Below are 24,330 nucleotides of genomic sequence, written 5' to 3' on the forward strand. Positions count from 1 at the left end.
CAATATTATTAGTAAACATCTCGTTGGTAACGTTTGTTTTGTTTCATGGCTGCTACATATTCCTCAGCTTGTTCTAAGGACATTTGACCTTCTTTTTGAATAATAGCAAGAAGAGTTTGATGAACATCATGCGCCATATGCTTTTCATCTCCACAAATATAAAGAACAGCTCCTTCTTCCAGCCATTCAAATAGCTCTTTACTATGCTCAAGCATACGGTGCTGAACATATACCTTTTCTGCTTTATCACGAGAAAAAGCAATATTCATTTTCGTTAACACACCATCTTTAAGCCAATTTTGCCATTCTGTTTGATAAAGGAAGTCTGTGACAAAATGCTGGTCTCCAAAGAATAGCCATGATTTTCCTTCTGCTCCTATTTCTTCTCTTTCTTGCAAGAAAGAACGGAATGGTGCAACTCCTGTCCCAGGACCAACCATAATAATAGGTGTGTCTGGATTTTCTGGAAGCTTGAAATTTTCATTGTTTTGTATATAGATAGGCAGCTTATCTCCTGGCTGAATACGCTCAGCAATTTGAACAGAGCAGACACCGCTGCGATCTCGTCCGTTTGCATGGTAACGCACGGCTCCGATGGTTAGATGTGCTTCATCTGGATTTGCCTTATAGCTGCTGGCAATGGAATAAAGACGAGTCGGCAGTTTACGAAGCAAGGATGCGAATGTTTGTGCATTTGTCTCTAACGGTCCAAAATCTCGGATAAGATCTAATATGTCACGACCATTTATATATGCTTTTAGTTTTTCTTCATTTCCTTTAGCTAGTAGCTCGTCTAGAGATGGATTTGCTGCTATTTTTGCAAATTTTTCTAACAGTGGCTTTGTTAAAACAGTAATTTCATAGTATGTTAATAAAGCTTCGCGAAATGCTAGAACTTTCCCTTGTTTATTTATCGATACACTTTCTGTAGGAGAGAATCCTAGTTCCTTTACTAAAAGATCTACTAGATCTGGGTCATTATTAGGAAATATCCCGAGGCTGTCACCAGGCTCAAAGCTAATACCAGAATCCTCAAGAGAAAGCTCTACATGCAATGTTTCTTTATTGGAACCTTGACCATTTAAATTAATGACGTCAAGTACCTCCGCATAATAGGGATTGCTGCGGGAATAGCCAGAATCTCGAATAGATTGTGGTGTTGTGCTTATTGGATTAGGGGCTGTTGACTCTCCTTGAAGGTTCAAGCTGTTAACAACGCCTGAGAACCATTCGCTTGCTGGCTCATCATAATCGAGATCACAATCCACACGTGGGTATAGTCTTGTTCCGCCTAATTCTTCTAAACGTGTATCAAATTGTTTTCCTGTTTCACAAAAGAACTCATAAGAGCTATCGCCAAGCGCCAACACCGAGTATTGGAAATCCTCAAGCTTTGGAGCTCTTTTTCCATGTAAGAATTCATGGATAGCTATTGCGGTATCTGGTGGATCACCTTCTCCATGAGTGCTAACAATAATAAGAAGATTTCGTATTTTTTTAAGATTATTAGGCTTAAAATCAGCCATCGACTGTACTGTGACATTAAATCCTAATTCCTTTAAACGACTGCCGTGACCCTTGGCAAGGCTTTGTGCATTACCAGTTTGCGATCCAAAAAGAATGGTAATGTCTTTTGTAGTCGGAGTAGCTACCTGTTGTTCCGTTAATGAAGTAGTTAGGCTAGGTTCTCCTGCTGTTGTTGCGACTGCTGCTGTGGAAGCAGATAAATAACCATTTAGCCAAATTTTCTGTGATTCAGTTAAAGTTGGTAAAAGACGGTTTAATAATTCGGTTTGTTCTTGATTAAAGGGACTGTTTATTACTTGAAGCTGCAACACTTTCACCTCGCATAGATAATAGCATTTCTTTTTATAGTTTGATTAGTAAGATAATTCTTGAGATTTATTTTATAATGAAAAGAGAGGATTGTCACTGCGAATTTATTAATCCTATCAGACAAATCGGATTAGAAATATAAAAGTAGCCTGTTACTTTTTTGAACAAGCAGGGGGATGATATATCTTCTAAAAAGATTAGTCTTTATAATTTTAATAGCACTACAAAAGCTATCTGATAAGGATTCACCTAATAAATGACTGCAAGTTGTTAGGCGTCATAATGGCATACAATTCAACCATGAAAGTGGTCTGCCTAAACTTTCCTCGTATTACACGTACTCTAATTGTACTTTACTGTAAATAAAAGAATGAGTAAAATACATATAATTAATTGCAACTATTAGTAATTCTAATAACTGAAAGCTAAGATGGAGGAAAAGTATGCAATATGATGCGTTAAAGACATTTGTGACACTTGTTGAAGTGAAGAATTTTACAAAGACAGCAGAAATGCTCCTTATGAGTCAGCCTAGTGTTAGTCTGCATATAAAAAACCTCGAAAAAGAATTCCAGACAAAATTATTGGAACGCTCACCAAAGTATTTAAAAGTAACGCCAACAGGCCAGATGCTATATGATTGTGCCGTTCAGATGATTCGCTTATATGAACAGACGAGACAGCATATCTTGGAGCACCATCATGCAATAAAAGGGGAACTGAAAATAGGCGCAAGTTTTACGATTGGCGAATATATTTTGCCTTCCGTACTGCTTGATTTGCAAAAGCAGCATCCTGAATTGCAAATACAAGTAACGATTGGAAACACAGAAGAAATTGTCCAAGCAGTAAGATTATATGAAGTAGACATTGGTTTAATTGAAGGGCAGACAAATGATAAGGAACTGCAGGTTATTCCTTTTATGGAAGATGAGCTATACATTGTCGCATCTATGAATCACCCTTTAGCATACCGAGAAGAAATTTCGATTTCAGAACTACATGATCAAGCGTGGATTACAAGAGAGGTTGGATCAGGGACGAGAGAATACTTAAATCATGTCATTCGCTCCAATGGCTTAAGAGCCCAATCCTTCTTAACCATTAGTAGTAATCAAGGCATCAAGGAGACACTGATTAATGGAAATGGTTTATCGCTTTTATCAAAAAGTGTCATTGAAAGGGATGTAAACAACGGGAATCTGTGTATTATTTCAGTGATAAATACTCGCTTTACAAGAAGGCTATCCTATTTATTTGCACCAATTATGAAGGAGAAACAAAATGTTCTTACCTTTATTGAGACATTAAAGGAGACATTTCCCTATAATGATTAATAATCATTGGCTGTTTTCTAAAGGATTGTTGTTTTTTCAATAGGAAAAAGAATTAGTTGGTAAAATGGAGCAGCCGGAATACATAAAGACTCCTGTGGGATTAGCGAGACAGTCTGAGACCCCGGAGGAGAAGCGGAGGAGGCTAAGCGCGAGCGCCACGGAAAGCGAAGTGTATTCCGGCTGCGGGTAATCGTAACAAACTTTACGAAAATAGCCATATCATTTAAAGTGGGGCATATGTATAACAGCAAGTAATTAATCTCATTCTAAAGGAAAAAGCAGAAAATCCTTCTTATATCATAGAAAAATAACTAGTGTTTGTAGTATGATAACAAAGGAATTTTATTAAAAGAAGGAAAAGCAAGTAACTGCTTTTTCTAAATAAGGAGAACTACTTGCCTATGAAAAAAAGAAATAAAACAACTCGTTTGGTTCTACTAGGTCTGCTTACCGCAATTATTATTATTCAAACTATTATTCCGATATTAGGATATATTCCGACTCCTATACTGAGTTTAACGATTATTCAGGTTACGGTTATTATTGCAGCTATCGTATTAGGACCAGTAGATGGTGCAATTATTGGAGGCGTTTGGGGAGTCATTACGTTCGTTCGAGCGTTCACCTATCCAACAAGTCCCCTTGCGCCGATTATTTTTACAAACCCATTAATATCTGTTTTTCCAAGAGTGATGATTGGAGTAGTGGCAGGGCTGTTATTTTATAAAGTGCTGAAGAATAGAATGAATGAGACGATTGCGATGAGTATTTCTGGTGTGGTAGGGTCACTAACCAATACGATTCTTGTGTTAGGATTTGTCTACTTATTTGTAAGAGAGCGCTATGCAAATGCAATTGGAGTGAATGTTGAAGATCTTCTGCCAGCAATACTAGCGATAGTTGGCACAAATGGTGTTCCAGAAGCAATTCTATCAGGTATTCTTACACCAATTATAGCAAAGCCGTTGTTAAAGATAAGAAAAAAATAAGGAACAGAAAATGAGGCTGGGACATAAGCATTTCAATCAATAATAAACACAATCTATAATGTAATTAATTCGCATTCATGTTCGTATTTATTATTTCAGATAAAGGTATAAAAACTACTTAGTTTATACACGTGACTAAAGTTAAAAACATAGATAACCATCATGTGAAAGTAGAAGCTTTATTTAAGAGATAAATTAGAGATTGTTAGTCTTTACAGATTGGTTATTTCGTTTTGTCCCTGCCTTATTTTTGCAACAAGGTTATTTTTTTATTATCAGTCATGCACCAGTAAAATGTTTTTTTATATAATGATAATAATTATTCCTTCTTAAATACTAGGAAATAAAAAAATATAATTCCGACTAAACAACTAGAAAAACTTATTGACAATAATAGCAATTATGATAAAATTTAGAAAATAACGATGCTTATCAAGAGTGACTGAGGGAATTGGCCCTAAGAAGTCCGGCAACCTGCTAAAGTGCAAGGTGCCAAATCCACCAAAATGGATAGCCATTTTGAAAGATAAGGTAAGAATAATTACCTGCTATCTTTCCAAATGGAAGGATTTTTTTAGCGTTTATGCATGATTTCTACAATGGATAAATCCAAGCGGTCATTTGCTAAGAGTTTTCGGTACAATAAATGTCTGGCGCAAGCGCTATGCAAATGGTTAATAAGGATTTCACCTTTCTAAGGAGGGATTTGTTGGTGGGGGAAACAAATCAGCTGGACAAAGTGAAGACTCAATTAGAGGAAATTTTAAAGACAATGCAATTTGGATCTGTCACGTTAGTGGTACAGGATGGGAAAATTATTCAAATTGAAAAAAATGAAAAAATACGCTTAGGAAAATAATTTAGGCGTTTTATAAAGAAGCTGACTAGATAAACTAGAGGCAACTTTAACTGAGAAAGTGGTTAAAGCTGCCTTTTTGCATAAAATGGCATTTAATCAACGGGATAGTCGATTAAAGAAAATAATGGTTGGTTATACGCAGATAACCAGATGCTTACGCTTTTCTAATAGGAATGGAGGATTGTTTATGAGTAAGTTATTAACCTATGAAACAATTGATACGTATCCTCCTGTTGACTTTTCGAGTGAAACGGAGACAAAGGGAGCTTTAGAAGTTTTAAAGTGGGCCTATGATACGTATAAAGATGATATTGTCTATGCATGTAGCTTTGGAATTGAAGGGATTGTGCTAATTGATTTAATCTCGAAAATAAAAAAAGATGCTCATATTGTCTTTTTAGATACAGATGTACATTTTGATGAAACCTACGAATTAATTGATAAAGTGAAAAAACGGTATCCTGATTTGCAAATAGAAATGAAAAAGCCGGCTATTACATTAGAAGAACAGGCAGCTCAATATGGAGAGGAGCTTTGGCTATCTAATCCAAATAAGTGCTGTGAAATTAGGAAGGTGATTCCTTTAAATGAAGTACTATCTGAGCCGATTGCTTGGATATCTGGACTTAGAAGAGAACAGTCGGAAACAAGAAAAAACACACAATATCTTAATAAAGATAATAAATTTAAGTCGATTAAAGTTTGTCCACTTATTCATTGGACATGGAAGGATGTTTGGAGATACGCCCATAAGAATTCTTTAGATTACAATATTCTTCATGATAAAGGTTATCCTAGCATTGGCTGCAGAACATGTACACAGCCAGCTATTAATATGGATGATTTACGTTCTGGAAGATGGACAGGAAAAGGAAAAACAGAATGCGGGTTACACTTACAATAATGAGTAGAGGTACAGGGGTATGATCGTTGTTCTAGCAGGTATTATGTCATTGTTTTTTGCAATGAACATTGGCGCAAGTGGTGCAGCAGCAAGTCTTGGTGTTGCATATGGATCAGGCGCTATTCCCAAAAAGAGAGTAGCTTTGCTCATATGTGCAGTTGCAATCTTACTAGGGGCAGTTATTGGCGGAAGTGAAGTAGTAAAAACAGTTGGAGAAGGGTTAATTCCAAGCAATATCCTTGATGCCAAAATCGTTTTAATTATTTTATCATCAGCTGCTCTTTCCTTATTTATTGCTAATATAATGGGGATTCCCCTTTCAACAAGTGAAATTACAGTTGGTAGTGTAGTAGGAGTAGGTGTAGCTTTTAAAAGCTTATATATTGCGAATATATTATGGATTGTCTTTTTTTGGATTTTAGTTCCTATCGTTTCTTTTTTTATTGCTTTAGGGGCTGGAAAATATATAAGAAAGCTTGAAAGTCAAAATGAATGGATACGTAATCCAAGTAATGAAAAATATTTATCTATTTTTGTCATTATTGTTGGCTGCTTTGAAGCTTTCTCTGCTGGGATGAACAATGTCGCAAACTCTATTGGACCATTAGTTGGCGCAAACATGATATCTATGCAAACAGGAGTAGTTGTAGGTGGTTTTTTCATTGCAATTGGAGCCTTTTTGTTAGGCGGAAGAGTACTCCAGACTAATGGAAAGAAAATTGTCCAATTTAGCAAGCTCGAAGGAGGACTCATTTCAGGAACAGGTGCAACACTTGTTATGATTGCTTCTATATTTGGATTGCCAGTGCCATTAACACAGGTCACAAGTTCAGCAATTATTGGCATTGGAGTATCAAAGAATGGATATGGAATGCTGAAAAAGAAATTAGTGCTCAGAATATTTAAGGTATGGATTGTTTCGCCAGTCTTATCATTAGTTATTTCTTATAGTCTAATTCAATTATTCATAAAAGCAGATATCTATAATGTACTTATAATTCTCAGTGTTTGTATTGCAACACTTGGAATTATAAGCTTGATGAAAACCATTCGAGAAGATAATAGCACTATTTATGAAGACGGTGGCGGGATTTAATAGAACAAACTGAAAAAAGGATTTTTATACCTAAAAAAACAATCAAAAACGAAAGGTGTGCTAAAAATGGCTTTAAGTCAACCACACGGTGGAAAATTAATTAATTTATACGATCCTAAATTTGATGTATCTGAACTAAAGGTAGAACTAGAAATTGACACGGTTGCACTTAGTGATCTGGAGCTAATTGGAAACGGAGCATATAGCCCGCTAACAGGATTTCTATCACAAAAAGATTATGAAGCAGTGGTGGAAAATATGCACTTATCTACTGGAGAAGTGTGGAGTATTCCTATTACATTACCTATTTCACAGGAACAATCAGAATCTATTAATCTTCACGATACGATAAAGTTAGTATATCAAGGAGAAGTGTATGGTGTACTGACAGTTGAGGATATTTACATTCCAGATAAAGATAAAGAGGCAGTATCTGTTTACCGTACAGATGATTTAGCACATCCGGGTGTTAAGAAAATGTTTGATCGAGGAAATATTTATCTTGGCGGACCCATTAAACTAGTAAAGAAAGTAGATAAAACAGATTTTAGTAGTTTTTACTTAGATCCAGCAGAAACAAGAGCTGTGTTTGCGGAAAAGGGCTGGAAGACAGTAGTAGGGTTCCAAACAAGAAATCCAGTTCACCGTGCCCATGAATATATTCAAAAATCAGCGCTTGAAATTGTCGATGGTCTATTTTTAAACCCATTGGTAGGAGAAACAAAGTCTGATGATATTCCCGCAGATGTTCGTATGGAAAGCTATCAAGTGCTATTGAAAAACTACTATCCAGAAGAGCGTGTTTTTCTAGCTGTATTTCCAGCGGCTATGCGCTATGCAGGCCCAAGAGAAGCGGTGTTCCATGCGATGGTAAGAAAGAACTATGGCTGTACTCATTTTATTGTAGGTCGTGATCATGCAGGAGTTGGAAGCTACTATGGAACATATGATGCACAAAGAATCTTTGCTCAATTTACCCAAGATGAGCTAGGCATTAATCTTTTATTCTTTGAACATAGTTTCTATTGTAAGAAATGTGAAAACATGGCTTCTACAAAGACTTGCCCACACGGTAGTGAACATCATGAAATTTTATCTGGTACAAAGGTTCGTGAGCTTTTAAGAAACGGAGAAATTCCACCAAGTACATTTAGCCGTAAAGAAGTAGTGGAAGTGCTAATCAAAGGATTACAAAAACAAGAAATCCATTCTTAAAGGAGAGAGTAAGCTTTGAGCCAAAGTACAAATATCACATGGCATGATCATGCTGTAACAAAAAAGGATAGAAGAGAAAAAAATAAGCATCATAGCTATGTCCTATGGTTTACAGGGTTATCTGGCTCTGGAAAATCAACGGTTGCAAATGCTGTCGCCAAAAGATTATTTGACGATCAGACAAATAGCTATGTCCTAGATGGAGATAATATCCGTTTTGGAATTAATAAAGACTTAGGATTTTCTGATGAGGATCGAAAAGAAAACATCAGAAGGATTGGAGAAGTAAGTAAGCTTTTTGTAGATAGTGGGCATGTAGTACTAACCGCCTTCATTTCTCCATTTCGTGAAGATCGTGATAGGGTTAGAGCTTTATTAGAGGAAAACGAGTTTATTGAAGTATATATAAAGTGTTCTTTAGAGGCTTGTGAAGCAAGGGATCCAAAAGGCTTGTACGAAAAGGCAAGGAAAGGCATCATTAAAGATTTTACAGGGATTAGTTCTCCATATGAGGAGCCCGTTCATCCCGAAATAGTAGTGGATACAGAAAAATATTCTATTGATGAGTGTGTGGAACAAATCGTACAATATTTAAAAGAAAAAGAATATTACATCTCTTAATGTAGGGAAAAGGAGAAACCTGGGCGTGGTCTGTGGAATAACTATCCGTTCATCGGTATTTCCTTTCCCTTCTTTTCATTAACCTAAGAGAAACAACGAGAAGGGTGGATAAAATGGGGAAAGTATATCTAGTTGGTGCAGGACCAGGAGATCCAGATTTAATAACGGTAAAAGGACTAAAATGTATCAAAAATGCAGATGTTATCTTATATGATCGCTTAGTAAATCGAGAGTTATTAGAATATGCGAGACCTAAGGCAGAACTGATTTATTGTGGCAAGCTTCCCCATCACCACGCTATGAAGCAGGAATTGATTAATCAAACGCTAGTTAAGCATGCCAAAAAAGGAAAGACAGTGACAAGGCTAAAGGGTGGTGATCCATTTGTATTTGGAAGGGGAGGAGAAGAAGCGGAAGAATTAGCAAAAAATCAGATTCCCTTTGAAATTGTGCCAGGAATTACAGCAGGCATTGCTGCCCCAAGCTATGCTGGTATCCCGGTGACGCACCGTGATTATGGATCTTCCTTTGCCTTTGTAACCGGTCATATGAAAAATGGGGAGGAAGACCATATAAAATGGGAAGCACTTTCGCAAATTGATACCCTTGCTATCTATATGGGAGTAAAAAATCTTCCATCTATTCAGTCAAAGCTGCTCTCTTTTGGAAAAAAAAGCACAACCCCTGTTGCTTTAATAAATTGGGGCACAACTCTAAAGCAAAAGACGATTGTAACGGATATGCAGCATATGATAGAAGATGCGGAAAAAGGGAAAATTGAAAATCCATGTATGATTGTCATTGGAGAGGTAGTAAAAATGCGAGAGAAAATCCAATGGTTTGAAGATAGCTTCGGAGAGGACATGCAAAAAGAGGTGGTTTTATAATGGAAGCAATATTATATATCTGTCATGGAAGCAGGGTAAAGAAAGCCAGTGCGCAGGCTATCTCCTTTGTAAAGAAGTGTATGGAGAGCAATGAATTTAAAGGGATACAAGAATACTCCTTTTTAGAATTGTCGGAGCCTTCCATAGAAGAGGGGTTTCGAAATTGTATTGAAAAAGGAGCCACTATTGTTCATATCATCCCTGTGTTGCTTCTCACGGCAGCACATGCTAAAAAAGATATTCCGGAAATATTAGAAAAGCTTTCGATAGAATATCCCCATGTTCACATAAAATATGGCAAACCAATCGGTGTTCATCCTCAAATGGTTGAAATTGTTGCAGATAAGATTAAACGTACATCTATATATAAGAAAACAAAGGAGGAAGTACTTGTAATTCTTGTTGGGCGTGGCAGCAGTGATCCGGATGTAAAACGGGATCTATGCAAAATCGCTTCCCTAATTGAAACAGATGTAGACCGAATTGTTGTACAGGATTGCTATTTAACAGCTGCACAGCCTAGCTTTGAAGAAGCGCTTCAAATGGCTGACCAATCTTCTTATCGCCATGTGTTAGTTATTCCATATCTTTTGTTTACCGGAATTTTAATGAAATCGATGGAAAAAACAATAAATAAAATAAAGAGTATCGATAAAGAATACGTCCTCGCTCCTTATTTAGGTTATGACCCATTAATAGCAGGGATATTAAAAGAGAGAATAGATGAAATGATGGTAGGTAATGAATATGATCTCATTACTAGTTGAGTTAAAAGATAAACATTGTGTGGTAGTTGGTGGCGGCAAGATTGCCTATCGAAAGGTAATGATGCTTTTAGAGGAAGAAGCCAAGGTGACGGTAATCAGTCCTAAAGCATGCAGCGAAATAAATGAGCTTTCAAAGGATGAGAAAATAAAGCTAGTTCAAAGAAAAGCAGTTGAAGAAGATTTTTCCCATGCTTTTTTAACCATTGCTGCAACAAATGATATGCAAGAAAATCGTCATATCACGCAAAGACTTAAATCAATTAGCTTAGTAAATGATGCATCTGCCTATGAAGAGGGAAATTGCCAACTCCCAGCTAGCTTTAAAAAAGGGCGGTTACATTTAAGTGTTTCTACGAATGGTGCTAGTCCAAAACTGGCTAAAAGAATGAAGGAAGAATGGCAAGAGAAGTATGACGATAACTATATTGCGTATATGGACTTTTTATATGAGGTTCGAAACCTTTTAAAGCAAAAATTACTTCCTCCTGAAGTTTCCCATGCAATCTTAGAAGAAATATTAGATAATGCCTATAAAGATTCAAGTGAATTACGTTATATTTACTATGAAAAGCTCTTGAACCTCTAACCAAATGAGATGGTTTAGGGGTTTTTATATATGTTTTTTTGGACAGGCTGTTATATTGTGTGAATCACTGCCTCCATTATAGGAAGTAGACTTTACTTCGCTCCCAACATTTGATTGTTCTTCTATTAACTTCAATTTTTATCCAATTATCATATTGTATCCTTGTCATGTTTAACATATAATTTTTGTATAATGGTATTATTTTCATAACTTTTAAATAAATTATGACCAGTTTGAACGTAGCTTTCTTTTTAAATTGGTAGATTAATAGGAGGATACATGAGATTTAGTACAAAGCTTTATTTTGGTTTAGGAATTATCTTTGTTTTAATTACCATTCTAATTATTGTACTTATGGGTATGCTTCGGCAGCAAAATGACAACATGCATGTACTTGTTAATGAAAAGACAGAAAGAATAGATGCTGCATATATTTTAAAAAATGAAATTAATAACTTAAGTAGAGAAATCAATGAATTGTCCTCGCAATCGTCTAAAGATTTAAATGATAGAACAATTAGTCAAATGGAAGAAACACGTAAGGAAATAAATAAAGCTTACAATTTCTTGATAGATCAAGACAAAAGAGAAGAAACGCAGGAATTATTAGTACAGTTTTCGACCATTTATGATGTCTTTGAAGAAAGGGGTCAGCAAATAGTGGAAGCAGAAGACAAAAAAATGAATTCGGATTTTTGGACCAGAGAAAATGATGAAAAAAGTAGGCTGTTAGAAATTGCTAACTCTCTATATTCGATACAACTTAAGGATATGCAAGATGATTTAGAAAGTTCAAAGAAAACCTACGATATCGTTGTAGTGATGACATATATTTATATAATTGTTGGAGTTGTCAGCAGTATTTCTATTGCCATTTATTTAATAAGAGGGTTAACAAGAAACTTAAATAAAGTCACTACTGTCATGTCTGGAGTCTCTTATAAAAAGGGAATAAAATTTCCCCGATTAGAAATTGATTCAAAGGATGAAGTAGGAGAAATTGCGCGTGCTTTTAATGAAATGGTAACGACTTTAGAAAAGTATTCCAAAGATGAAATAGAAAGCAGGGCAAAAGCAGAAGAAAAAAGTTGGTTAGATTCACGTTTGGCAGAAATTACAACTGGTTTTTCAATGGTAGAAACAATGGAGTCGCTTGCTGATTATTTTATTAGTCAGATTACACCAGCAGTTGGAGCACAATATGGCATCTTTTATCAAATAAATAAAAAGGAACAAGCGCACTATCTAGAAGAAATAGCTCAATATGCCTTCCATGACCAAGGAAGGTCCCCGATTATTCAGCTAGGAGAAGGATTAGTAGGACAAGCAGCGAAGGAAAATAAAAGTATCAGTTTAATAGACATTCCGAAAGAATACATAAAGATTAAATCTGGTTCAGGAGAAGCAGAACCAAAACAAGTTCTTATTTATCCAATCTCCTATGAAGGAAAAGTATTAGCCATTGTGGAACTTGCGTCTTTACAATATTTTAGACCTGTTAAACAACGATTGCTTAAAGAGGTGGTGGAATATTTAGGTATATCCATTCACGGGATTATCAATCGACTAGAAGTTAAGCGATTATTGGAGGATGAGCAACGTTTAACAGAGGAGCTGCAAAGTCAATCAGAAGAGTTACAGGCTCAGCAGCAGGAATTAATGGCGATTAATGAGGAACTACAGACACAATATCGAGTTTCAGAGGAGAAAAATATAGAACTTGAAAAAATAGGGAAAGAGTTAGAGGAACAAGCGGAACAGTTAGTCTATAGCGCCCAATATAAATCTGAGTTTTTGGCAAATATGTCTCATGAACTTAGAACCCCTTTAAATAGCATGTTAATTTTATCACAAATGTTAGTGGAAAAAGAAAATGAAAATTTAAATGCAAAACAAATGCAATATTTGCAGACCATTTATTTTTCTGGAAATGAATTATTAAGATTGATCAATGAAATATTGGATTTAGAAAAAATAGAGACAGGATTAATGGAAATATTAGTAGAACCAGTAAAAATGGAGGAGATTCAATATTGTCTGAAAAACCAATTTGCTCCTATTGCCAATAAGAAAAAACTTGATTTTGCTATAAAAATGGAGGAAGAGGTTCCTACTTTTATTGAAACAGATGCCCATCGTCTGAACCAGGTATTAAAAAATTTATTGTCAAACGCTTTTAAATTTACGGAAAATGGCAGGATAGAATTGCTAATTCGATTGGAAAATTCTACAAATTTGGCTAAAACTAATGAAGGAGTAGTATCTTTCACCGTAAAGGATACTGGAATTGGAATTCCAAAGGAGAAAATGGACATAATATTTGAGCCTTTCAAGCAGGCAGATGGAACAATTAGTAGAAGATATGGGGGTACAGGTCTGGGGTTGTCAATCTGTAAGGAAATTACTCATTTGCTAGGAGGTAGATTGGAGGCAACCAGTATGGAAGGGATGGGAAGTTCTTTTTCTATCTATTTACCTATAATGGGCCAAAAACAGAAGGATGCGGTATTAGTTAATGAGAGATTGTTAAAGGAAGAGAGCTATCGACATACTGCTGTAGCCAATGGAGAAGTAATCGATACAATCCATTCTAATGAGAACGCTAATTTAAAAGGGAAAAAGGTATTAATTATAGATGATGATATCCGTAATATTTTTTCCATCCATGCTGCATTGGAAGAGTATAATATTGATATCCTTTATGCGGAAAATGGCAGGGATGGCATAAGTCTTTTAGAAGCAAATCCGGACGTTGATCTTGTATTAATGGATATTATGATGCCTGAAATGAGTGGCTTAGAAGCTATATCAATTATAAGGGAAAAGGAGGAGTTTAAAACATTGCCCATTATCGCAATAACTGCAAAAGCGATGAAACATAATCGAGAACAATGTATAGAAGCGGGTGCATCTGATTATATTAGTAAACCAGTAAACTTGGAACAGTTATATTCGCTCATTCAAGTTTGGCTTTATAAAGAATAGAGGGACGATACTGATATTCAGGAAACGTTAGTAAATGGCTTGTTAATAGATAGGAGGCTCAAATATAATTATGCAGTATTCGGCTCAATCTATAGAACAAAAGAAAAATCTATCTGCTTCAGTATCGGAACCAATCTATATTTTAATGGTAGATGACTTACAAGAAAACCTCTTAGCGTTAGAAGCAGTGTTAAACAATCCTCAGTATCATTTAGTTTTTGCAAAATCAGGGGAAGATGCTTTAAAATTCATTTTGACATATGATTTTGCTGTTATTTTGTTAGATGTCCAAATGCCAGGGCTAAATGGTTTTGAAACAGCAAAATTGATTAAAGAACGAAAAAAGTCCCGTCATATTCCTATTATTTTTATTACCGCTATCAGCCAAGATATGCAACATATTATGCAAGGATATCAAGTAGGTGCCATTGATTATATTGTAAAGCCATTCAATCCAGAAGCGTTGAAAAGCAAAGTAGCTCAGTTTGTTCAAATCTATGAAAGTCATACGAAAAGCCTCCATGAGATGAACTGGCAAACAACATCTGAATTGGAAAAAATGAATAAGGAACTAAGAATAACCAAAATGGATTTAACTAAAAATGCAGTCTTCTCTTCTATCTTACAGAAAGCATTGCAGGATACGATTGTTACTTTTGATGAAGAAGGAACAATTATTAGTGTAAATCCAAGTGTAAGAAGAATGTTTGGCTATGTAGAAGAAGATTTAATCGGTTCTTCTATTGAAGTGCTTTTACATTCGATTGAATCAGAGGTTTCTATAGAGACACCTATTACCTTTGATATGTTAGTTCCAAATTTTATTGGTAGAATGATAGAAGCAAAAGCTAAACGAAAAAATAATATTGTATTTCCTGTAGATCTATATATTGGGGACGCAATGGTTGAAGATTACCAACTATTTGTTTGTACAATTCGTGATATTTCCGAAAGAAAAGAGGTAGAACGCTTAAGAAAGCAACAAGTGGATCAACTAGAACATGCCGTGGAAGAAAGGACGCTAGAACTGTTATCCATGAATCATAAGCTACATAGAGAACGAGAAGAAAAATCGAAGGTAACAGATGATCTAATGCTTTCAGAAGGACGTTTCCGGCAAATATTTGAAGCAAGTCCATGCTTGATGGCAATTCGTTCCCTGCAAGATCCAACTTTTATTGCTGTAAATAAAAATTGGGTGAAAAGCACAGGATATACGATGGATGAGCTTAAGGAAGAAGGCTACCATTGGGAGATTTTTAAAGATGTAAATGGTATGGAAGAAAACTTTTATGAAGAAGATTGGCAGTTCCCTTTAAAAAATCAAAGAGTCATTTTTACGATAAAAAATGGAGAACAAAAGCAGGGATTATTATCTACCGAAATAATAACGATTCAGAATAAAAATTGTGTGTTAATTGTATTAAATGATATAACAGAAAGATTGGCTTTTGAAAAAGAAATGGCAAGGCTAGATCAATTAAATCTAGTTGGAGAAATGGCTGCGGGCATTGCACATGAAATTAGAAACCCAATGACAACAGTTCATGGATTCCTACAAATAGGAAAATCTAATCCATCCAATCTGTCATTAGAACATATGGAATTAATGATTGATGAATTGGATCGGGCTAATAAGATAATCAAGGAATTTCTTACGTTAGCTAAAAACAAGACAAGTGATAAGAGGCGATATTCGTTAAATAGAATTATTGAAATCATATTTCCATTAATTAATGCAGAAGCCTTATTGACAGGAAAAAAAGTTATTCTTCAATTGGGTGTTTGCCCAGAACTCTATTTGGATGAGAAAGAAATAAGGCAGCTTTTACTTAATTTAGCATTAAATGGATTAGAGGCAATGGAGGCAGAAGGAATTCTTACAATAAGAACATTCTGTAAAGGAAAGCATCTTGTGTTAGAAATCATTGATGGTGGTAATGGGATCGATGAGGAAATATTAAAGAAGCTAGGAACACCTTTTTTTACAACGAAGGACAATGGTACAGGACTGGGACTTGCTGTGTGTTATCGAATAGCAGAACGTCATATGGCAAGAATAAATGTTCAGACGAGCGAGAAGGGGACGAAATTCTCGGTATATTTTGAAATAGAGCAAGGAAAATTGGGATTGGCTTAGTTAGCAGTCTTCTATTTTTCTTTTTTTTTGGATGATTTTCGCTCTGTTTAGTAATAAGAAGCCTTTTTGTAATAGCGAAATATTTTTAAAGGAAAATCTTGCAGAACCATCGAACTTATATATATAAAATAGGGAGAAGGTGGGGATTTGTATGGTTCCACAAAGGGTTTCATTACTAACATTAGGAGCTTTGAGATTACCAGAATTGCGTAAGTTTTATCAACTTCTAGGATGGGAGGAAACGGAAGCTAGCTCAGATGAATATGCTGTTTTTAAGACGGCTGGTGTTTTCTTAACATTGTTTCCTTTAGAGGAATTGGCGAAGGATGCTGGGGTGGAGCTTCAAAGTCCGATCGAAGGCTTTAGGGGAGTTACTTTTGCTATCAATGTAAATGCAGCAGAGGAAATAGATAGTGTTATGGAAAAGGTAAGAATGGCAGGCGGGAAAATCCTTAGAGAGCCAAGTGATGCTTTTTGGGGCGGCAGAACCTCTTATTTCGCAGATCCAGAAAATAATCTTTGGGAAGTAGCTTGGAATCCGAGTTCTATTTTTGATGAAAGAGGATCAATGATTGATTTTTAAGAAGAAATGCAGAGGGCTGCCGTTAAGATTAGCCCTTGGATGGCAGGAGTAGTTGCTAAATGGACTTGAGAAATTTAATTAACATAAGAGGCTGGGACATAAGTATTTCAACCAACAACAAACACGAACTAAAATGTAATTAAATTACTTAAAAGTTCGTGTTTGTTTTTTTAGAAAAGGTTTAAAAAACGAAGTATAATGGAGCAGAGGACGCTCGACTCCTGCGGGAAATAGAGGAAAGGCTGAGACCCCGACGCATCGAGGGAGGCTTAGCTTTCTCCCCGGCGCATCGTGCGTCTGTAGCGCAATGGAACGACTTAGTTTTACACTTGACTATATTTAAAACATAGATACATGAGAAAGTAGCTTTATTTAAGAGCTAAATGAAAGATTGTTCGTCTTTAAAGATTAGTAATTTAGTTTTGTCCCAACCTCAATTAACAAAAAACCAATGGATTTCCCATTGGTTTTTTTTACCTACTATTTATGCTTTACAAAGTCCATCACATAACGAATATATTTATCATCTCTTGCCAGCCATACTCCATAATTTCTGCGTAGGAAAATTTCTCCTTGCAAGAAGGTAGAAAATGTTTGTTGGAGCTTTGTTTTTTTATGGTTAATGGCCCACTGGTTTCTGCTCACCTGATAAAGGAAGAACACTTCGTCCTGCTTGTTTTCAAATAGGGTACCAAGTGGAGAATCCTTCTTATTGTATTCATTCTTTTTCGGATCTTCACGTAGTGGTTCTAATGCAAAGGTATCTAAGCAGTAATTTTGGTAAGCCTTATCGGTTAAGTTGCAGCCAGAAGCCTTTACATGACCGCCACCTCCATAGGTGCCTGCTACTTTTGATACATCAACATGGTCATGAATTGTACGGAAACCAAGTTTTTTTCCGCCAATATTAACAATTGCTATGTAATCTAAATGAGGATATTCCTTTCCAAGTTCATTCCCTAATTCAGAATGATATTGTTCAGCATAAACCACGCCTGCATATAAACCGTCAATTTCTTTTTGGACAAGTTCCCGTCTTTTGCGGCGAATATAACGGTCAATTTTTTTCTCTTCCATATCTAGTATTTGTACTTCTAACTCATCAAAAAAGAAGTGATCATTTACCTTTAAGCGTGTTACCATTTTTTCAACGAATTCGTCAAAAGAAATAAGATAAAAAAGTGCGTTTAAACGTTGTGCTGCTAGATTATTGTTTTTTTCCCAATATAGCAATAGGTGGGATTTTGAGGTTATCTCCATCCTTTCCCCTGCTCCACACCGTACGTGCGATTTTCACCGCATACGGCGTTCCATCTTTCTTGTTAGATTAAATCATCTCTAAGTTACAAACCTTGCGATATGAGTTTAACTTGTTCAATTGGTTTGTGTTTAAGTTTAGTCCATTTTTCAATCGCTGAATTGTATTGCTATCCGTTGCATGTACTAATTTGTGTACATCAACATGAATAATTCTTAGATTTTTGTACTCATCCGTACCACCGATATCTGAAGGAATAAAATGATGGCAATGTACTAAATCGGCTTCTAAGAATTCTCCAGTAATTTCACATTTGCCCTGTACCATACTGTATCTTGAAATTCTATTGTCCATAAATTCAAGACTATATCCTACAAATTGATGTTTAGCGAGTATCGTTATTTGATACCCAATATCCGCTTGTAGTTTACTATGAATCAACTGTCTTCCCCGTTCGGTGAAAACCGTAAGATTTTGGTTAAAGTTCATAGCTGGACTGAATTTAATATCCGTTATTGGGTATAAAAACCTTCCACTGATTTTCCAAGTCTTTGCATTATTTTTACCATAGAACTTTTTATACGAAGGCGGTGCATTTGCGGTTGACACAAACTTTCCAATCGGACGAAAACGATTGTATTGCAGTCGAGATAGGTCGTAGGCAATTCTTGCAAATACTATGGATACCAACGAACTATGCTTGAAGTATCCATGAACTCCTAAAACAAAACTATTCCATTTCTGAATATTTCCTGCTGTTGGAGAGTTTCGTATTTCTAAAATTATTTCTCTGCCTCGTGCCTTTATTCTCTTGATACTTTTATCTCTGACATCACTACGAGTGACAAAACCACTTTTATGTTTAACTGCCCTAATTCGATAACCCAAGAACTCTGTCCCTTGTTTCCTAAGATTTATTACTTTGGACTTTTCAGGTGAAATATCCAAATTCAATCTATCTTTCAGATAAAGTCTAACTGCATGATACCATTTGTATGCTGTCTTAACATCTGTAGTTAAGATTTTGAAGTCATCCGCATATCTTACAAGATAACCTTGTTTGAGTTTGGTTTTCTTCAACGCATGGTTTCTGTGACTGTTAGTTGAGTAATCGAAATGTGAGGGATGGTCTTCCCATTGACTTGCTATCCACATATCTAAATCATGTAAAACTATGTTGGATAGTAGTGGTGAAAGAACTCCTCCCTGAGGAGTACCCTTTGTTGGTATTCCTACATTTCTGATTGGCGCTTTTAGAATTTTTCCAATTATCACAAGAACTCTTCTGTCTTGAATTCCCATATTCCATAATTGCTTGATGAGAACCCTATGGTTTACATTATCAAAGAATCCTTTGATGTCCATATCTACTGCATACTGCAATTTTGCAGTTTTGACTAGAAAGTTACATCTTGATATTGCATGATGTGCACTTCTTAGTGGTCTAAAACCATAACTATGTTTGAAGAATTTTGCCTCGGCAATTGGTTCTAAAATTTGCTTAATCATTTGTTGGATTAATCTATCCAACATTGTAGGTATCCCTAAAGGTCTTGTATCACCATTTTCTTTGGGAATCAAAACTCTTTTAACTGGTTTCGGCTTGTAGTTGTTTAGAGATTTACGAATTGTTCTTATAAAATCATCTTTACCGATGTTTTTATATTCTTCAATCGTGTAAGTATCCGTCCCAGGTGTCCCAGAACCCTTGTTTTTCTTGATTTTCCTGTAAGCCAGAAGGATATTTTCTTCAGATATTATTAGTTCATAAAGTCTGTTGAATTTCTTATCTTTTTGACTTTCTTTGTACAAGGTAGAGAATGTTTCCGTCATTGAATAGTATTCCCATTGACGTAAAGTCGTCTTCATTGTGGCTAATCACCAAATTCCTGTGCTTAGTTCCCACATTCCTACTCGACCGATGAAGTTCACTTTTAGATAATTTAACTAACTATATTCAGAAAGACTTGGGGCTATCCCTCCACGTTCATTACACGTTTCATTGGTACTGTGCCCCTACTCTCACAAGGATTAAACATGTTGCCATGTAACACTCCACTGATAGGTGTTTAATAAGTGTTCCTTGCTTTCTACGTTCCGATTCCTTTAGCTGTTACCATACGGACTTAGGTGGTTACTATAAGCCTGTGCACATTATAGTGTCATTGTTCACTATCCCGAATTTCGTCCCATGGGAAACCTACTTTTCGGTATTGCACGCCACAATAGTGGCAGTGGACTTTCGTACCACTTCGACATCTAGACCCTTACATTCGCAACTTCGTCAGATTCTTATGAATCATTCTCACCATATCCGTTTTATAGCCCTCCGACCTATCTGTAACCATATAATCCATTTATAGACTACTTAGGTTACATTCAGCCGACTTCACCAAGCTTCACACCCATGACTTCTATCAGAGCCATACGCATGTTGGAGTATTAAGGAAAGTGCTTCGGTTCGACATGATAAACCTCATTCCACTTTTCAAGGAATCAGTTGTTGCTAACATTGTCTTTAAGACTTGTTAGCCCCTCCATTTCCAGCTTTTTATGCTGTTATAGGAGAACGCATCGCACCCCATGTATCATATTGTCTTACTAACTCAACAAATTCTGCAATGGCTGGAGAGGGACTCATATATTCATTTTTGACAAGGTATTCATATAATAAAGAAGTGGCACTTGTTAGTGTTCCTTCATCATCTTGAACAGACACAAAGCCCCATTCAAAATCATTTAAATGAAGAGCTGTCTTATGATGGTCAATAAGTTGTACTTTTCCACCCTTTTTATAATAGTCATCTAGTCGAATCGTATTTTCTTCATTGACAGAAAGGTCGGTAATAAAGAGAAAGGTATCTTCTGTTTTTTGATCTAAGAACTTTTCTACTTCTTGGTTCAGAAAAGAAACGGAGTTATAACGAACCTCTACGTCCTCTCCGAAAGCAAGTTTTGCAATAATGCCGCAGCCGACCCCATCAAGGTCATTATGCGATAATAGTTTGTACATTTTTTTCACCCCTGCCCAATAGTATAATCTAATATGGAAAAAATAGAACAGCTAACAGCCAATTTCTTTTAGAAAAACTTCTAATGAAAAGAAAAAAGGTGTCTCAAATAGGTTTTCACCTAGCTTTGAGACAGCCTTGATATGGTTATTTCATGCCAATGTATACATTTTCGCCGTCTATTTGAATTTCTTTCATATTCTCTATTCTTTCAAAGAAAAGCTGATGAATAATAACTCCTTTATGGATAAGAAAATCATATTCTTTCATTGTTTTGATAAAAGTGGTAGACCCATCAATAAATAAATCGATTTTTTTATCAATAGGCAGATTTTTATCTTTTCGCAAATCCTGAATAGACCGAATGAGTTCCCTGATATTTCCCTCCTTTTTTAATGCTTCCGATATAGTAGTATCGAGCATCACGGTGAAATGTTTATTGGAGGCCTCTTCATAACCAGGCAAATTCGTCTTTCTTTGGAGTATTACTTCTTCTTCTGTTAAGGTAATGCTTTCTTTACTTTCTAGTTTAACAGTTAAATATCCTTTATTTAGAAAGAAATTTATTTGTTCTTCTGTAGCATTCTGTAATATATCTTTTGCACTCTTTACGTTTTTCCCTAACTTAGGTCCTGCCTTTTTAAAATCAAGCTTTAGGGAATAATGAACGTAATCATCGGCAGAATCTACCCAGTTGATGTGTTTCACATTCAGTTCATCTTTTATAATCGACTCAAACTGTAAAAATTCGATAGCTTCGTTATTGTTTGCGGACACAATCAGTAAAGTTGCTAACGGTTGTTTTGTTTTTATTTGATAACGGTGACGAAGGCTTCTCCCTAGCTCCACCACTTCTTTCACTTTTTCCATTTGCTCCTCTAATTGCTTATCTCTCCATTTTGAAATAGTAGAAGGAAAGCTAGTTAAGTGGACACTTTTCCCTGTTAAAGCAAGATGAATGCTTTCAGAAGTAAAAGGAATAAATGGAGCCAATAATTGTGATAAACGAATTAATACTGTATAAAGGGTTTGAAAAGCAGAAACTTTATCTTCTGGCATTCCTGCTATCCAAAATCGTTCTCGATTTCTGCGAATATACCAATTGCTCACGTCATCCATTAATTCCCCGATTTTTCTGGCTGCATTTGTAAGCTGATAATTTTCCATCTCGTTTTTTACCACAACCGTTGTTGTCGTTAATCGAGAGAGAATCCAACGGTCCATGATAGGAATGTTTTTGATCTTTGGCAATTTCGGATCAAAGTGATCAATTTCTGCGTATAAAGAGTAGAAATGAAATAAACTTAAGAATGTATCAATCATTTTTGATTTTGCTTCTTGGACATTTTTTTCTGAGAATCTTTTTTGGTTCCATGGAGCGCTATCTGCAACAAGCGCCCATCGCAGAGCGTCTGCACCATATGTTTGGATAAGCTCAATCGGATTTAGTGCATTCCCCTTACTTTTGGACATTTTTTGTCCGAGTTCATCTAATACATGCCCTGTGGCAAGAACATTTTTATAGGGAACTTCTCCCGAATAAAGGACAGAAACTGCTAAAAGAGAATAAAACCATCCTCTTGTTTGATCAATGCCTTCTACAACAACATCTGCTGGAAACTGTTTTTGAAACAGTTCGCTATTTTCAAATGGGGTATGATATTGGGCAAAGGGCATGGAGCCACTATCGAACCATACATCAATTACCTCAGGTGTCCGGTACATATCTCCACTGCAGGATGGACAAGTAAAGACAAGTTCATCTACATATGGTTTGTGCAATTCCACATCATCAATCGGAGTTTTGTTATAGTTTTTTACCTCAGAAATGCTTTTGGGAGCAATCTCCTTTTGACAGGATGTGCATTGCCAAACATTTAAGGGAGTTCCCCAATATCGATTACGACTAATATTCCAATCAACTAAACCATCGAGGAAATTTCCAAATCGACCATTCTTTATATGCTCAGGGTACCAAGTTACTTCTTGGTTTTTGGCAACCAACCTTTCCTTTGCAGCAGTTGTTTTAATAAACCAGCTTTCTGTGGCATAATACAAAAGCGGTGTGTCGCAGCGCCAGCAATGCGGGTAAGAATGTTCATATTTCTCTTTATGGAATAACAATCCTTTTTGATGGAGTAGCTTGATTATCTCTACATCAACCTTCCCGTCTTTTACAAAGGAACCGGCTAATGGTGTAATGCTTTCCTTGTACCTTCCCCTTTCATCCACTACATGGACAAAAGAAAGATTGTTTGTCTGCACAAGACGATAGTCATCCTCACCGTACGCTGGAGCGATATGGACAATTCCTGTTCCGCTATCGTTTGTGACGAAATTACCATGATGAATGGTGTGCCCTTTTTCCACTTGAACGTATGAAAATGGTGCTGTATAGGAAAGTCCTACTAATGTTGATCCCTTCAAAGTTTCAAGGACTTCCCCTTCTAAGCCGATTACCGGCTGTAATCTATCTTTTGCAACGATGAATATTTCCTCTCCTACTTTTACTCTAACATAGTCTAAATCTTTGTGAACCGCTAAGGCGACATTTGCTGGCAATGTCCAAGGAGTCGTTGTCCAACCGAGTATATATTCGTTTTCTTTTGTGGCAAGCTTAAATTTAACTGTTGCACTCAAGTCTTTTACATCTTTATAGCCTTGTGCGACCTCATGTGAGCTCAAGGAGGTTTGGCAGCTTGGGCAGTATGGTGAAACGCGATGCCCTTTATATAACCAGCCTTTTTCGTGAATAGTACCAAGGATATTCCAAACCGATTCGATGTATTCATTACTCATGGTCATGTAGGGATGATCCATATCAACCCAATATCCTAATTCCTCTGTAAAGGTTCGCCATTGTTTTTCATAGGAAAATACACTATCTTTACATTTTTCAATAAAAGGAATAATGCCATAGTTCTCAATTTCTTGTTTTCCAGAAATACCTAGCGCCTTTTCGACCCCTAATTCAACAGGAAGTCCATGTGTATCCCAGCCTGCTTTACGAATGACTTGTTTGCCGTTCATTGTTTGAAATCTTGCGATGATGTCTTTGATGGTTCTTCCAAGTGCATGACCGACGTGTGGGAGGCCGTTGGCAGTTGGTGGTCCTTCGTAAAAAACAAAGGTGTCATTGTTATTGCGCTGTTCGATTGACTTTGGAAAAATTTGTTCTTCCTCCCAATAGGCCAGGATTCTTTTTTCACGAGCTCTGTCTGTTTCTTTTTGTACTTCCATCTATATCCCTCCATCT

At 36.2% G+C, this 24,330-nt stretch carries 17 protein-coding genes, 1 pseudogene and 1 riboswitch; of the genes and pseudogenes, 13 read left to right on the plus strand and 5 right to left on the minus strand.

Features of this window, described 5'->3' with window-relative positions; translation table 11 throughout:
- Positions 1–8: 8 nt before the first annotated feature.
- On the minus strand, positions 9–1,835 hold the full coding sequence (locus ACTQ5K_RS13490; protein WP_235248562.1) for an assimilatory sulfite reductase (NADPH) flavoprotein subunit: 1,827 nt from the start codon (positions 1,833–1,835) through the stop codon (positions 9–11).
- A 444-nt stretch (positions 1,836–2,279) separates the two neighbouring features.
- Here ACTQ5K_RS13490 and ACTQ5K_RS13495 point away from each other — a divergent pair, with 444 nt between their 5' ends.
- The 13 genes from ACTQ5K_RS13495 (at position 2,280) to ACTQ5K_RS13555 (ending at position 16,805) form a co-directional block, all read left to right on the plus strand.
- Positions 2,280–3,173, plus strand: a complete 894-nt coding sequence (locus ACTQ5K_RS13495) for a LysR family transcriptional regulator (protein WP_284561137.1) — start codon at positions 2,280–2,282, stop codon at positions 3,171–3,173.
- Between the two features lie 401 nt (positions 3,174–3,574).
- Positions 3,575–4,162 (plus strand): ECF transporter S component, encoded by a 588-nt coding sequence (locus tag ACTQ5K_RS13500; RefSeq protein ID WP_109768661.1) that lies wholly within the window; start codon positions 3,575–3,577, stop codon positions 4,160–4,162.
- Between the two features lie 426 nt (positions 4,163–4,588).
- A riboswitch (SAM riboswitch) is annotated at positions 4,589–4,695 on the plus strand.
- Positions 4,696–4,874: 179 nt separating this feature from the next.
- A complete protein-coding gene (locus ACTQ5K_RS13505; protein ID WP_081836543.1) occupies positions 4,875–5,021 on the plus strand; it encodes a YezD family protein in 147 nt (48 codons plus the stop codon).
- 187 nt (positions 5,022–5,208) lie between these two features.
- Positions 5,209–5,925, plus strand: a complete 717-nt coding sequence (locus tag ACTQ5K_RS13510; RefSeq protein WP_109768660.1) for a phosphoadenylyl-sulfate reductase — start codon at positions 5,209–5,211, stop codon at positions 5,923–5,925.
- Between the two features lie 19 nt (positions 5,926–5,944).
- Positions 5,945–7,021, plus strand: coding sequence for an inorganic phosphate transporter (locus tag ACTQ5K_RS13515; RefSeq protein WP_109768659.1), 1,077 nt, complete (start codon positions 5,945–5,947; stop codon positions 7,019–7,021).
- 66 nt (positions 7,022–7,087) lie between these two features.
- Entirely contained in the window at positions 7,088–8,236 is a 1,149-nt protein-coding gene (sat, locus tag ACTQ5K_RS13520) for a sulfate adenylyltransferase (RefSeq protein ID WP_109768658.1), read from the plus strand.
- 15 nt (positions 8,237–8,251) lie between these two features.
- Positions 8,252–8,857 (plus strand): adenylyl-sulfate kinase, encoded by a 606-nt coding sequence (gene cysC / locus ACTQ5K_RS13525; RefSeq protein ID WP_031535108.1) that lies wholly within the window; start codon positions 8,252–8,254, stop codon positions 8,855–8,857.
- 113 nt (positions 8,858–8,970) lie between these two features.
- Positions 8,971–9,744 carry a uroporphyrinogen-III C-methyltransferase gene (gene cobA / locus ACTQ5K_RS13530; protein WP_109768657.1) on the plus strand — a complete coding sequence of 258 codons (774 nt, stop codon included), beginning with the start codon at positions 8,971–8,973 and terminating at the stop codon, positions 9,742–9,744.
- Entirely contained in the window at positions 9,744–10,511 is a 768-nt protein-coding gene (locus ACTQ5K_RS13535; RefSeq protein ID WP_109768656.1) for a sirohydrochlorin chelatase, read from the plus strand. Before cobA ends, ACTQ5K_RS13535 begins: the two co-directional genes overlap by 1 nt.
- Positions 10,492–11,097 carry a precorrin-2 dehydrogenase/sirohydrochlorin ferrochelatase family protein gene (locus tag ACTQ5K_RS13540; RefSeq protein ID WP_441993984.1) on the plus strand — a complete coding sequence of 202 codons (606 nt, stop codon included), beginning with the start codon at positions 10,492–10,494 and terminating at the stop codon, positions 11,095–11,097. The genes ACTQ5K_RS13535 and ACTQ5K_RS13540 overlap by 20 nt, the downstream gene beginning before the upstream one ends.
- A gap of 279 nt (positions 11,098–11,376) precedes the next feature.
- Positions 11,377–14,082, plus strand: a complete 2,706-nt coding sequence (locus tag ACTQ5K_RS13545) for an ATP-binding protein (protein ID WP_109768654.1) — start codon at positions 11,377–11,379, stop codon at positions 14,080–14,082.
- A 70-nt stretch (positions 14,083–14,152) separates the two neighbouring features.
- A complete protein-coding gene (locus ACTQ5K_RS13550) occupies positions 14,153–16,222 on the plus strand; it encodes a PAS domain S-box protein (protein ID WP_109768653.1) in 2,070 nt (689 codons plus the stop codon).
- A gap of 151 nt (positions 16,223–16,373) precedes the next feature.
- The gene (locus ACTQ5K_RS13555; protein WP_109768652.1) at positions 16,374–16,805 is read left to right on the plus strand and encodes a VOC family protein; all 432 of its coding nucleotides are present in this window, start codon (positions 16,374–16,376) and stop codon (positions 16,803–16,805) included.
- Between the two features lie 480 nt (positions 16,806–17,285).
- Here the strand turns inward: ACTQ5K_RS13555 and ACTQ5K_RS13560 are convergent, their stop codons facing one another.
- The 4 genes and pseudogenes from ACTQ5K_RS13560 to ileS form a co-directional block, all read right to left on the minus strand.
- Positions 17,286–18,065, minus strand: coding sequence for a hypothetical protein (locus ACTQ5K_RS13560; protein WP_441993985.1), 780 nt, complete (start codon positions 18,063–18,065; stop codon positions 17,286–17,288).
- A gap of 67 nt (positions 18,066–18,132) precedes the next feature.
- On the minus strand, positions 18,133–19,932 hold the full coding sequence (gene ltrA, locus ACTQ5K_RS13565; RefSeq protein WP_031535091.1) for a group II intron reverse transcriptase/maturase: 1,800 nt from the start codon (positions 19,930–19,932) through the stop codon (positions 18,133–18,135).
- 712 nt (positions 19,933–20,644) lie between these two features.
- Positions 20,645–21,076, minus strand: a pseudogene (locus ACTQ5K_RS13570) (oligoribonuclease); the annotation flags it as partial.
- 145 nt (positions 21,077–21,221) lie between these two features.
- Positions 21,222–24,314, minus strand: coding sequence for an isoleucine--tRNA ligase (ileS, locus tag ACTQ5K_RS13575; protein ID WP_251627878.1), 3,093 nt, complete (start codon positions 24,312–24,314; stop codon positions 21,222–21,224).
- Positions 24,315–24,330 lie beyond the last annotated feature (16 nt).

It is taken from the genome of Niallia sp. Sow4_A1, assembly GCF_052116745.1.
Classification (GTDB): Bacteria; Bacillota; Bacilli; order Bacillales; family Cytobacillaceae; genus Niallia; species Niallia hominis.

Excerpts from the sequence above, each read along its gene's own strand:
- ACTQ5K_RS13560 (WP_441993985.1), bottom strand. The coding sequence starts at position 18,065 with ATGGAGATAACCTCAAAATCCCACCTATTGCTATATTGGGAAAAAAAC.
- ACTQ5K_RS13500 (WP_109768661.1), top strand. The coding sequence starts at position 3,575 with ATGAAAAAAAGAAATAAAACAACTCGTTTGGTTCTACTAGGTCTGCTT.
- ACTQ5K_RS13545 (WP_109768654.1), top strand. The coding sequence starts at position 11,377 with ATGAGATTTAGTACAAAGCTTTATTTTGGTTTAGGAATTATCTTTGTT.
- ACTQ5K_RS13535 (WP_109768656.1), top strand. The coding sequence starts at position 9,744 with ATGGAAGCAATATTATATATCTGTCATGGAAGCAGGGTAAAGAAAGCC.
- ileS (WP_251627878.1), bottom strand. The coding sequence starts at position 24,314 with ATGGAAGTACAAAAAGAAACAGACAGAGCTCGTGAAAAAAGAATCCTG.
- ACTQ5K_RS13555 (WP_109768652.1), top strand. The coding sequence starts at position 16,374 with ATGGTTCCACAAAGGGTTTCATTACTAACATTAGGAGCTTTGAGATTA.
- cobA (WP_109768657.1), top strand. The coding sequence starts at position 8,971 with ATGGGGAAAGTATATCTAGTTGGTGCAGGACCAGGAGATCCAGATTTA.
- ACTQ5K_RS13550 (WP_109768653.1), top strand. The coding sequence starts at position 14,153 with ATGCAGTATTCGGCTCAATCTATAGAACAAAAGAAAAATCTATCTGCT.
- ACTQ5K_RS13540 (WP_441993984.1), top strand. The coding sequence starts at position 10,492 with ATGATCTCATTACTAGTTGAGTTAAAAGATAAACATTGTGTGGTAGTT.
- ACTQ5K_RS13495 (WP_284561137.1), top strand. The coding sequence starts at position 2,280 with ATGCAATATGATGCGTTAAAGACATTTGTGACACTTGTTGAAGTGAAG.
- ACTQ5K_RS13515 (WP_109768659.1), top strand. The coding sequence starts at position 5,945 with ATGATCGTTGTTCTAGCAGGTATTATGTCATTGTTTTTTGCAATGAAC.
- ACTQ5K_RS13510 (WP_109768660.1), top strand. The coding sequence starts at position 5,209 with ATGAGTAAGTTATTAACCTATGAAACAATTGATACGTATCCTCCTGTT.
- ltrA (WP_031535091.1), bottom strand. The coding sequence starts at position 19,932 with ATGAAGACGACTTTACGTCAATGGGAATACTATTCAATGACGGAAACA.
- sat (WP_109768658.1), top strand. The coding sequence starts at position 7,088 with ATGGCTTTAAGTCAACCACACGGTGGAAAATTAATTAATTTATACGAT.